Genomic DNA, 10288 nt, shown 5'->3' on the forward strand with positions numbered 1-10288 from the left:
GCCCGTCCCCTTCCGGGGGCGGGCGGCGCCGGTGCGCGGCGGTCGCGGCTCAGCGGCCGGGGCGGTCCACCAGGACGGTGTTGGCGGCGGCGTTGACGGCGGTCACGGCCAGGACCGACGGCCAGGCCCCGATCCGCCGGGCCAGCGGGTGGGAGAGCCCGAAGCCCAGGACGTAGAGCGCGGCGAGCGCCGCCGTGGTGCCCGGCCCGCCGCGGTGCCACCACGTGTGGGCGGCCGCCGCGCCGGCCGCGGCCAGCACCGCCCCGCCCAGGGGGCGGACGCCGGTCGCCCGGGCGGTGGCGTACCCGCCGATCAGCCCGGCGCTCACGAGCGCCGCCGCGGGCACCTGCTCCGCCGCGGCCACGGCGGTGTCCCGGGCGTCCGTCGCGGCGCTCACGCGGCGCCGCCCAGGTACTCCTGGAGCCGGCGCAGGCCCTCCGCGAGGTCGTCGTCGCCGAGGGCGTAGGACAGGCGCAGGAAGCCGGAGGGGCCGAACGCCTCGCCGGGCACCACGGCCACCTCCGCCTGCTCCAGGATCAGCTCGGCCAGCTCGGCGGAGGTCTGCGGCGTCGCGTCGCCGAAGCGCCGGCCGAGCAGGCCCCGCACGTCCGCGTAGGCGTAGAACGCGCCGGTCGGGGTGGGGCACTCCACGCCGTCGATGGCGTTGAGGGCCTCGACCATGACCCGGCGGCGGCGGTCGAAGGCCTCCCGCATCCGGTGGGCCTCGTCGAGCGGGCCGGACACGGCCGCCAGCGCGGCCCGCTGGGCCACGTTGTTGACGTTGGAGGTCAGGTGGGACTGCAGGTTCGTGGCCGCCTTGATGACGTCGGGGGCACCGATCATCCAGCCCACCCGCCAGCCGGTCATCGCGTACGTCTTGGCCACGCCGTTGAGGACGACCACGTTCTCGCCCAGCTCCGGCACGGCGGCGGCGATCGAGGTGAACGGCACGCCGTCGTAGGTGAGGTGCTGGTAGATCTCGTCGGTCAGCACGAAGATCCCCTTCTCCGCCGCCCAGCGGCCCACGGCCGCGGTCTCCTCGGGGGAGTACACGGCGCCCGTGGGGTTCGACGGCGAGCAGAACAGCAGGGCCTTGGTGCGCTCGGTCCACGCCGCCTCGAGCAGCTCGGGGGTGACCTTGTAGCCGAGCTCCGGCCCGGCGAAGACCTCGACCGGGTTGCCCCCGGCGAGCTTGATGGCCTCGGGGTAGGTGGTCCAGTACGGGGCGGGCAGCAGGACGTCGTCGCCCTCGTCCACGACCGTCGCGAAGGCCTGGAACACGGCCTGCTTGCCGCCGTTGGTGATGAGCACCTGGGCGGGCTCCACCGCGTAGCCGTCGTCCCGGGCGGTCTGCTCGGCCACCGCCCTGCGCAGCTCGGGCAGGCCCGCGGCCGGCGTGTACCGGAAGTTCGCCGGGTCCTGCAGGGCGGCCGCGGCGGCGTCCACGATGTACTGGGGGGTCGGGAAGTCGGGCTCCCCGGCGCCGAAGCCGATCACGGGCCGGCCGGCGGCCTTGAGGGCCTTCGCCTTCGCGTCCACGGCGAGCGTCGCGGACTCTGCGATGGCGCCGACGCGCCGGGAGATGCGGGACGTGGTCATGACCGGGGGCCTCCTGGAGGGGAACGGGCGGTCTCCGCCGGGTGCGGGGACGGCGGTGCGGACGCCCCCATGCTACTCGGGCGTCCGCACCGCGGGCCCGGCGCCCCGGCGGCCGCGCCCGCCCGGATTGCACCCCGCCGCCCGGGTCGCCTAGGATGGACGACTGGTGTCATCGGCGCCTGCTCGGCCGCGCCGTCACGGCGGGACCGGATGGTAGAGTCGGTGACCGGGTCCGAGCGATCGAGACCGGCGTCCCCACGCCGGCCGAGGCCGCGAGGCACGTAGGGCAGTGGCGCAATTGGTAGCGCAGCGGTCTCCAAAACCGCAGGTTGCAGGTTCGAGTCCTGTCTGCCCTGCTCCAGTCCGGGGTGGTCCCCGGCACCCCCACGGGGTGCCGGGAGCCGCCGCGGCGACGGCGGGCCGGCAGCACTGCGCGGCACGCACGAGTCCACACAGGGAGAGCCGATGTCGCAGACCACCGCCGGCCGCGCGTCGGGCCAGCCCCCGGAGCAGGGCGCGGAGAGCCCCCGCGGCGTCTTCGGGCGCCTGTTCCTGTTCCTGCGCCAGGTCGTCGGCGAGCTCCGGAAGGTGGTCACCCCCACCCGGCGCGAACTGGTCAACTACGTCCTGGTCGTCCTCGTGTTCGTCGCGTTCATGATGGTGCTCATCTCGGTCCTGGACCTGGCGTTCGGCCAGGCCGCCCTGTGGATCTTCGGGCAGGGGGACGCCGCCGGCTGATCCGGGCGGCGCACGGACCGGCGCGGCCGGCCACCGTGACCCAGCAGAGCACGACATCCACGAAAGAACTTTGAGGGAGATCCAGTGACCGAGCACGAGCTCGAAAACGGCACCGAGGCACCGGCCGAGGTCGACCAGCAGGCTCCGGAGCTGCCGGAGGCCGAGACCTCCGTGCAGGAGGACGACTTCGCGGCCGCCCACGACCCGGAGCACGCCCCGGTCGCCGACGAGGCTCCCGCCGCGCCCGCCGACGAGGAGGCCCCGCTCGAGGCGGAGGCCCCGGCCGACGAGGAGGCCCCCGCGGCCGAGGACGAGGCGCCCGCCGTGGACCCCGTCGAGGAGTTCAAGTCGAAGCTGCGCCGCCAGGAGGGTGACTGGTACGTCATCCACACCTACGCCGGCTACGAGAACCGCGTGAAGACGAACCTCGAGACCCGCATCCAGTCCCTCAACATGGAGGACGACATCTTCCAGATCGAGGTGCCGATGGAGGAGGTCGTCGAGATCAAGAACGCCCAGCGCAAGATCGTGCGCCGGGTACGGATCCCGGGCTACGTGCTGGTGCGCATGAACCTCACCGACGCCTCCTGGGGCGCGGTCCGCCACACCCCGGGCGTCACCGGCTTCGTCGGCCAGGACGCCTACAACCCGGTGCCGCTGCGCCTCGACGAGGTCTTCGAGATGCTCAACCCGGTCTTCGAGGCGCCGCAGGGCGCGGGGGCCGAGTCCTCCGCCCAGCCCAGCGCGCAGCCGCAGATCGACGTCGACTTCGAGGTCGGCGAGTCCGTCATCGTCAAGGAGGGCCCCTTCGAGACCCTCCCCGCCACGATCTCCGAGATCAAGGTGGAGTCCCAGCAGCTGGTCGTCCTCGTGTCGATCTTCGAGCGCGAGACCCCCGTCACCCTCGGCTTCAACCAGGTCTCCAAGATCTGAGCCCCGCGGGCCGCTCCGGCCCGCCCCAGTTCCCGGCCCCGCGGTGCATGCTTCGCCGCCGGGCCGCCCGGCCGCCGCGCCACGGCGGCCACCCGCCGTCGTACGCTCCTGTGCGCCGGTACGTCCAGCAGAAGAAGGACCAGCACATGGCTCCCAAGAAGAAGAAGGTCTCCGGCCTGATCAAGCTGCAGATCCAGGCAGGCGCCGCCAACCCGGCTCCTCCCGTGGGTCCGGCCCTCGGTCAGCACGGCGTCAACATCATGGAATTCTGCAAGGCCTACAACGCGGCCACGGAGTCCCAGCGCGGCAACATCGTGCCCGTGGAGATCACGGTCTACGAGGACCGCTCGTTCACCTTCGTCACGAAGACCCCGCCCGCCGCGCAGCTGATCAAGAAGGCCGCCGGCGTCGCCAAGGGCTCGGGTGTCCCGCACACCCAGAAGGTCGGCAAGCTCAGCATGGACCAGGTCCGCGAGATCGCCGAGACCAAGAAGGAAGACCTCAACGCCAACGACATCGACGCCGCCGCGAAGATCATCGCCGGCACCGCCCGCTCCATGGGCATCGAGGTCGAGTGACCAGCCTCGGCTGATCACCACCCACCGTTATTGACGTGGCAGGGCCGAGCGCGGCCCGCAGACCACAACTGCACAAGGAGAAGAAGCAGATGGCAAAGCGCAGCAAGGCATACCAGGCGGCCGCCGCCAAGATCGACGCGGGCACGCTGTACGCCCCGGCCGAGGCCGTGGCCCTGGCCAAGGAGCTCGACACCGCGAAGACCGACTCCACCGTGGAGGTCGTCCTCCGCCTCGGTGTCGACCCCCGCAAGGCCGACCAGATGGTCCGCGGCACCGTGAACCTGCCCAACGGCACCGGCAAGACCGCCCGCGTCGTCGTCTTCGCGACCGGCGACAAGGCCGCCGCCGCGGAGGAGGCCGGAGCGGACTACGTCGGCTCCGACGACCTGATCGCCCGCATCCAGGGCGGCTGGACCGACTTCGACGCCGCCGTGGCCACCCCGGACATGATGGGCAAGGTCGGCCGGCTGGGCAAGGTCCTCGGCCCCCGCAACCTGATGCCGAACCCCAAGACCGGCACCGTCACCATGGACGTGACCAAGGCCGTCAACGACATCAAGGGCGGCAAGATCGACTTCCGCGTCGACAAGCACTCGAACCTGCACTTCATCGTGGGCAAGACGTCCTTCGAGCTCGAGAAGCTGGCGGAGAACTACGGCGCCGCCCTCGAGGAGATCCTGCGCCTGAAGCCCTCCGCGTCGAAGGGCCGCTACATCACGAAGGCGACCGTCTCGACCACGTTCGGGCCGGGCATCCCGGTCGACCCGAACGCCACCGAGGTCGTCGTCGGCGCCTGACGCCGTGCACCGGAGCCCGCGGGGCTCCGACGGGTGGGGGCCCGGCCGATGCGGCCGGGCCCCTTCCCGTCCGACGGGACCATTCCTCCCACGACCCAGCAGCCGGCGGGCGTCCGCCGGCGCCCACGGAACGGAGACCCCCCACGTGAGCGAGCACCCCCCGGTGCGCATCGAGCAGATGCGCATCCCCGACGAGTTCGACGACGCCGCGCAGGAGCTGCTGGGGCGCGTCGCGGAGCTCGTGCGCCGGTCCCGGCAGCACGTGTGGGGGATCTCGGACCTCACCGGTGACGCCCAGGAGCTCTACCGGGACCTGCTGGACCCCTTCGAGCGCGTGGTCGTCCTGCTGGCGTGGGCCGGGGACCGGCTGGCGGGACGGGCCGAGGTGCGGATGCCCCTGGTCACGCTCACCGACTCCGCCCACATCACCGTCGACGTGGACCCCGACGTCACCTCCCAGGGCACCGGCAGCGAGCTGCTGGCCGCCGCCGAGCAGCTCGCCGTGGGCGAGTCCCGCCGGCACCTGCGGATCCAGACCGAGCACCCCGGGCCCGAGGAGATCCAGGGCGACGGCAGCGTCACCGGGGTCTTCCCGCTGGTCACGCCCGGGATGGTCGAGTGGGTGGACGCCGCCGACGGCTCGGGCCGGCTGCCCGTGTCCAACCGGCAGACCCGCTTCGCCCTCAGCGCCGGCTACCGGCTCGAGTCGGTCAGCGACTTCGGGGTGCTGGACGTCCCCCTGCCGCCCGAGCGCGTCGCGGCCCTGCTGGACGAGGTCGCGGCCTCGCCGGCGCAGGAGCCGTACCGGATCCACGTCTGGAGCGGCCCGGCCCCCGAGGACCGGCTCGACGAGCTCGCCGCCCTGCACTCGCGCATGGCGACCGACTCGTTCCTGGCCCCCGTGGCCGCCGCCGAGCCAGAGCCCTGGGACGCCGAGCGCGTGCGGCGCACCGAGCAGCTGCGCGCCGAGGCGGGCAACCTCTCGCTCGTGGCCGTCGCCGAGCACGAGCCCACCGGACGCCTCGTCGGGATGACCGAGATCGTCCTGGCGGGGGAGGAGCCGCCGATCGGGATGCAGGACGAGACCGTGGTCCTGCGCGAGCACCGCCGCCGGTGGCTCGCCACCCGGCTGAAGCTGGCCAACCTGCAGCAGCTCGAGCGGCTGGCCCCGAGCGTGCGCACCGTCTACTCCTGGAGCCACAGCGGCGACGACCGGATGAGCCGGGTCAACGCCCGGCTGGGCTTCCGCGTGGCCGGGCGCAGCGGCGTGTGGGCCCGCGACTTCCCCTCCGCCTGAGCCGGGTCCGGGGCCGCCCCGGAGCCGATTTGGCCGCGGCGGGGGCCTCCGGTAGCCTGGGAGACACCAAAGACCGCCGGTCGTGGTCCCCCTGCCCCGTGCGCCCCGTTTCGGAGTGCGCGAAGCGGGAGGACAGCCGTAAGAGTTCCGCCAGGAACCGCCAGCGCAGGTGAACCAGCACAGCGAGCACGTCCCGTCCTGCACGGGGTGCGACGCCGAGCCCCGGGCATCTGCGCGGGGCTTTTTCTGTGCCCGGGCCCTTGCGGCAGCGACCGGCATCGAAGACCGGAAGGAGTACCATGGCGAACCCGGAAAAGGCAGCCGCGGTCGCCGAGTTGAAGGAACTGTTCTCCAACTCGGACGCCGCTGTCCTGACTGAGTACCGCGGCCTCACCGTGGCCCAGCTCAAGGAGCTGCGCCGCTCGCTCGGTGAGAACGCCGAATACGCCGTGGTGAAGAACACGCTGACCGCGATCGCGGCCAAGGAGCTGGGGATCGACGCGTTCGACGGCCAGCTCGCCGGCCCGAGCGCGATCGCCTTCATCTCGGGGGACCCCGTCGAGGCCGCCAAGAGCCTGCGTGACTTCGCCAAGGCGAACCCGCAGCTCGTCGTCAAGGGCGGTTACCTCGAGGGCAAGGCCCTGAGCGACGCGGAGATCAAGCAGCTCGCGGACCTCGAGTCCCGCGAGGTGCTGCTGGCCAAGGTGGCCGGTGCCGCGCAGGCGTCCCTGTCCCAGGCCGCGGCGCTGTTCCAGGCACCGCTGTCGAAGACCGTCCGCACGGCCGAGGCGCTGCGCGCCAAGGTCGAGGAGCAGGACGCCTGACCAGCATCCCCGCCGCGAGGCACATTCTCACCACGGAACCAGACCGTCCCGCGCCGACGAACCCGGCCGGGGCACACCATCGAAAAGGAGCCACAACCATGGCCAAGCTCACCACCGCTGAACTGATCGACGCGTTCAAGGAGCTCTCCCTCATCGAGCTCTCCGAGTTCGTGAAGGCCTTCGAGGAGACCTTCGACGTCACCGCCGCCGCCCCCGTGGCCGTCGCCGGTGCCGCCGCTCCGGCCGCCGCCGCCGAGGAGGCCGAGGAGCAGACCGAGTTCGACGTCGTCCTCGAGGCCGCCGGCGAGAAGAAGATCCAGGTCATCAAGGAGGTCCGCGCGCTGACCTCCCTCGGCCTCAAGGAGGCCAAGGACCTCGTGGACTCGGCCCCCAAGGCCGTCCTCGAGGGCGCCACCAAGGAGGCCGCGGACAAGGCCAAGGAGGCCCTCGAGGGCGCCGGCGCCACCGTCACCCTCAAGTAGGACCCCGGACGCGTCCCTTCACGGACGCTCCTGCGAGGCCCCGGACGCACGGCGTCCGGGGCCTCGTGCCGTGCCGGGCCCGGACGGTCTGTGGGAGACTGGGGGCACGACCACATCGGCCGCCCACGCGCAGCGGGAGAGTCCGGGCGGGGGAGGGCGGACGGGCCCCACCGGGCCTCGGACCACGAGGAGCTCACCTTGTCCTTCCTGCCACGCCACCTCGGCCCGGACGCCGCCGAGACCGCGATCATGCTCGAGACCGTCGGCGCGGCCGACCTCGACGAGCTCGTCGCCCGCGCCGTCCCCGCGACCATCGCCTCCTCCGAGCCGCTGGGCCTGCCCGCCCCGATGTCCGAGCACGAGGCCCTCGCGGCGCTGCGCCGGGTCGCGGCGAAGAACCGGGTGATGACCCAGATGATCGGGCAGGGCTACGCGGACACCGTCACCCCGCCCGCGCTGCGCCGCAACATCCTCGAGAACCCCGCCTGGTACACCTCCTACACCCCCTACCAGCCCGAGATCTCGCAGGGCCGCCTCGAGGCCCTGCTCACGTTCCAGAACGCCGTCATGGACCTCACCGGCCTGGACCTGGCGAACGCCTCCCTCCTGGACGAGGCCACCGCGGTGGCCGAGGCCGTGCTCATGATGCGCCGGGCCAACCGGAAGGCCACGAGCCGGCGCGTCGTCGTCGACGCCCGGACGCTCCCGCAGACCCTCGCCGTGCTGCGCGGGCGCTGCCGGGCCGTGGGCATCGAGCTGGTCGTCGCCGACCTCGCCGAGGGGCTGCCCGAGGGCGAGCTCTTCGGGGTGGTCCTGACCCAGGTGGGCGTCGACGGCGAGGTCGTCCCCCTCGCCGAGCGCGCCGAGGAGGCGCACGCGCGGGGGGCGCTCGTGGCCGTGGCCACCGACCTGCTGGCCCTGACCCTGCTGCGCTCCCCGGGGGAGCAGGGCGCGGACATCGCCGTGGGCTCGGCCCAGCGCTTCGGGGTGCCCCTGTTCTTCGGCGGGCCCCACGCCGCGTTCCTCGCCTGCCGCAAGGGCCTCGAGCGGAACCTGCCCGGTCGCCTGGTGGGCGTCTCCACCGACTCCTCCGGCCGGCCCGCCTACCGGCTGGCCCTGCAGACCCGCGAGCAGCACATCCGCCGCGAGAAGGCCACCTCGAACATCTGCACCGCCCAGGCGCTGCTGGCCGTCGTGGCCGGCGCCTACGCCGCCTACCACGGCGCGGACGGGCTCCGCGCCATCGCCGAGCGCGTGCACGGGCTGGCCGCCCGCCTGGCCGCCGGGCTCGCCGCGGCGGGCGTGCGCGTGGTCCACGACCGGTTCTTCGACACCGTGCTCGCCGAGGTCCCCGGCCGCGCCGACGCCGTCGTGGCCGCCGCCGCGGAGCGTGGGATCAACGTCCGCCGGGCCGGCGCGGACCACGTCTCCGTGTCGGTGGGGGAGCCCCACGACGAGCGCGACGTCGACGCCGTGCTCGCGGCCTTCGCCGCCGCGGCTACGGACGACGCGGGCGGGGCGTGGGACCTGCCCGCCGAGCTGCTGCGCACCGACTCCTACCTGACCCACCCCGTGTTCACGCTGCACCGCTCCGAGACCGCGATGATGCGCTGGCTGCGCTCCCTCGCGGACAAGGACCTGGCCCTCGACCGGACCATGATCCCGCTCGGCTCCTGCACCATGAAGCTCAACGCCGCCGCGGAGATGGAGCCCATCAGCTGGCCCGAGTTCGCCTCGATCCACCCGCTCGCCCCCGAGGACCAGACCCTCGGCTGGCGCGAGCTCATCGCCCAGCTCGAGTCCTGGCTCACGGAGATCACCGGCTACGCCGCGGTCTCCGTCCAGCCCAACGCCGGCTCCCAGGGCGAGCTCGCCGGGCTCCTCGCGATCCGCCGCTACCACCTCTCCCGGGGCGACCGGCAGCGCACCACCGTCCTCATCCCGTCCTCGGCCCACGGCACCAACGCCGCCTCCGCGGTGCTCGCGGACCTCAAGGTGGTGGTCGTGGCCACCGCCGGGGACGGCTCCGTGGACCTGGACGACCTCGCCGCGAAGATCGGGAGCGTGGGGGAGGAGCTGGCGGGCATCATGGTCACCTACCCCTCCACGCACGGCGTGTTCGAGGAGCAGATCACGGCCGTGTGCGAGGCCGTGCACGCGGCGGGGGGCCAGGTCTACGTGGACGGCGCCAACCTCAACGCGCTCATGGGCCTCGCCCGGCCGGGCCGCTTCGGCGGGGACGTCTCCCACCTGAACCTGCACAAGACCTTCTGCATCCCGCACGGCGGCGGGGGGCCCGGCGTGGGGCCCGTGGCCGTGGCGGAGCACCTCGTGCCGTTCCTGCCCGGGGACCCCGCGGCCCCGGACGGCGGGGAGGACTCCTTCCCCGTGTCCCAGGCCCGCCACGGGTCGGCCGGGGTGCTGCCGATCTCCTGGATGTACATCGCCATGACCGGCGCGGAGGGGCTCACCGCGTCGTCGCGCACCGCGATCCTCAGCGCGAACTACGTCTCCGCCCGGCTGGCCGACGTCTTCCCGACCCTCTACACCGGCCCGGGCGGGTTCGTGGCCCACGAGTGCATCCTCGACCTGCGCGCGCTCACGAAGGCCTCCGGGGTGACCGCGGAGGACGTCTGCAAGCGGCTCGTCGACTACGGCTTCCACGCCCCCACCCTCGCGTTCCCGGTGGCGGGCACGCTCATGGTGGAGCCCACGGAGTCCGAGAACCTCGCGGAGCTCGACCGGTTCGTGGCCGCGATGCGCGCGATCCACGCGGAGATGACCGCCGTGGCCGACGGCGAGGTCGCACTCGAGGACTCGGTCCTGCGCCGCGCGCCGCACACCGCGGAGGTGCTCACGGCCGACGAGTGGGACCGTGCCTACCCCCGGTCCCGGGCCGCCTACCCGCTGCCCGAGCTGCGCCGCGCCAAGTTCTGGCCGCCCGTGGGCCGGGTGGAGAACGCCGCCGGGGACCGCAACCTGGTCTGCAGCTGCCCGCCGGTCGAGGCGTTCGCGGCCGCGGGCTGACCCGCGGGCCCGG

General features: G+C 73.4%; 10 protein-coding genes and 1 tRNA gene. 9 read left to right on the plus strand and 2 right to left on the minus strand.

The features are described 5' to 3' along the window. Positions 1-49: 49 nt before the first annotated feature. Entirely contained in the window at positions 50-397 is a 348-nt protein-coding gene (locus EQG70_RS05660) for a hypothetical protein (protein WP_109268125.1), read from the minus strand. Beyond that, positions 394-1599: a pyridoxal phosphate-dependent aminotransferase gene (locus EQG70_RS05665; RefSeq protein WP_035924906.1), complete on the minus strand. Its 1206-nt coding sequence runs from the start codon at positions 1597-1599 to the stop codon at positions 394-396. The genes EQG70_RS05660 and EQG70_RS05665 overlap by 4 nt, the downstream gene beginning before the upstream one ends. Positions 1600-1882: 283 nt before the next feature. Here EQG70_RS05665 and EQG70_RS05670 point away from each other — a divergent pair. From EQG70_RS05670 to gcvP, 9 genes are all read left to right on the plus strand, one after another. Then, positions 1883-1955, plus strand: a tRNA-Trp gene (locus EQG70_RS05670). Between the two features lie 109 nt (positions 1956-2064). Continuing rightward, positions 2065-2337 carry a preprotein translocase subunit SecE gene (gene secE / locus EQG70_RS05675; protein ID WP_017833270.1) on the plus strand — a complete coding sequence of 91 codons (273 nt, stop codon included), beginning with the start codon at positions 2065-2067 and terminating at the stop codon, positions 2335-2337. An 84-nt stretch (positions 2338-2421) separates the two neighbouring features. After that, positions 2422-3270 (plus strand): transcription termination/antitermination protein NusG, encoded by an 849-nt coding sequence (gene nusG, locus EQG70_RS05680; RefSeq protein ID WP_017833271.1) that lies wholly within the window; start codon positions 2422-2424, stop codon positions 3268-3270. Between the two features lie 146 nt (positions 3271-3416). Beyond that, the gene (rplK, locus tag EQG70_RS05685) at positions 3417-3848 is read left to right on the plus strand and encodes a 50S ribosomal protein L11 (RefSeq protein WP_017833272.1); all 432 of its coding nucleotides are present in this window, start codon (positions 3417-3419) and stop codon (positions 3846-3848) included. Between the two features lie 89 nt (positions 3849-3937). Next, entirely contained in the window at positions 3938-4645 is a 708-nt protein-coding gene (gene rplA / locus EQG70_RS05690) for a 50S ribosomal protein L1 (protein ID WP_017833273.1), read from the plus strand. A gap of 145 nt (positions 4646-4790) precedes the next feature. Beyond that, positions 4791-5942: a GNAT family N-acetyltransferase gene (locus EQG70_RS05695; protein ID WP_035924897.1), complete on the plus strand. Its 1152-nt coding sequence runs from the start codon at positions 4791-4793 to the stop codon at positions 5940-5942. 299 nt (positions 5943-6241) lie between these two features. After that, positions 6242-6766, plus strand: coding sequence for a 50S ribosomal protein L10 (rplJ, locus tag EQG70_RS05700; protein WP_017833275.1), 525 nt, complete (start codon positions 6242-6244; stop codon positions 6764-6766). 98 nt (positions 6767-6864) lie between these two features. Then, a complete protein-coding gene (rplL, locus tag EQG70_RS05705; RefSeq protein ID WP_017833276.1) occupies positions 6865-7248 on the plus strand; it encodes a 50S ribosomal protein L7/L12 in 384 nt (127 codons plus the stop codon). 198 nt (positions 7249-7446) lie between these two features. After that, complete coding sequence (gene gcvP, locus EQG70_RS05710; RefSeq protein WP_109268124.1) at positions 7447-10275, plus strand: aminomethyl-transferring glycine dehydrogenase; 2829 nt, start codon at positions 7447-7449, stop codon at positions 10273-10275. The last annotated feature ends 13 nt before the right edge of the window (positions 10276-10288 follow it).

The sequence above is a fragment of the Kocuria rosea genome, from assembly GCF_006094695.1.
GTDB lineage: Bacteria > Actinomycetota > Actinomycetes > Actinomycetales > Micrococcaceae > Kocuria > Kocuria rosea.

Excerpts from the sequence above, each read along its gene's own strand:
- EQG70_RS05665 (WP_035924906.1), bottom strand. The coding sequence starts at position 1,599 with ATGACCACGTCCCGCATCTCCCGGCGCGTCGGCGCCATCGCAGAGTCC.
- secE (WP_017833270.1), top strand. The coding sequence starts at position 2,065 with ATGTCGCAGACCACCGCCGGCCGCGCGTCGGGCCAGCCCCCGGAGCAG.
- rplK (WP_017833272.1), top strand. The coding sequence starts at position 3,417 with ATGGCTCCCAAGAAGAAGAAGGTCTCCGGCCTGATCAAGCTGCAGATC.
- rplA (WP_017833273.1), top strand. The coding sequence starts at position 3,938 with ATGGCAAAGCGCAGCAAGGCATACCAGGCGGCCGCCGCCAAGATCGAC.
- rplJ (WP_017833275.1), top strand. The coding sequence starts at position 6,242 with ATGGCGAACCCGGAAAAGGCAGCCGCGGTCGCCGAGTTGAAGGAACTG.
- rplL (WP_017833276.1), top strand. The coding sequence starts at position 6,865 with ATGGCCAAGCTCACCACCGCTGAACTGATCGACGCGTTCAAGGAGCTC.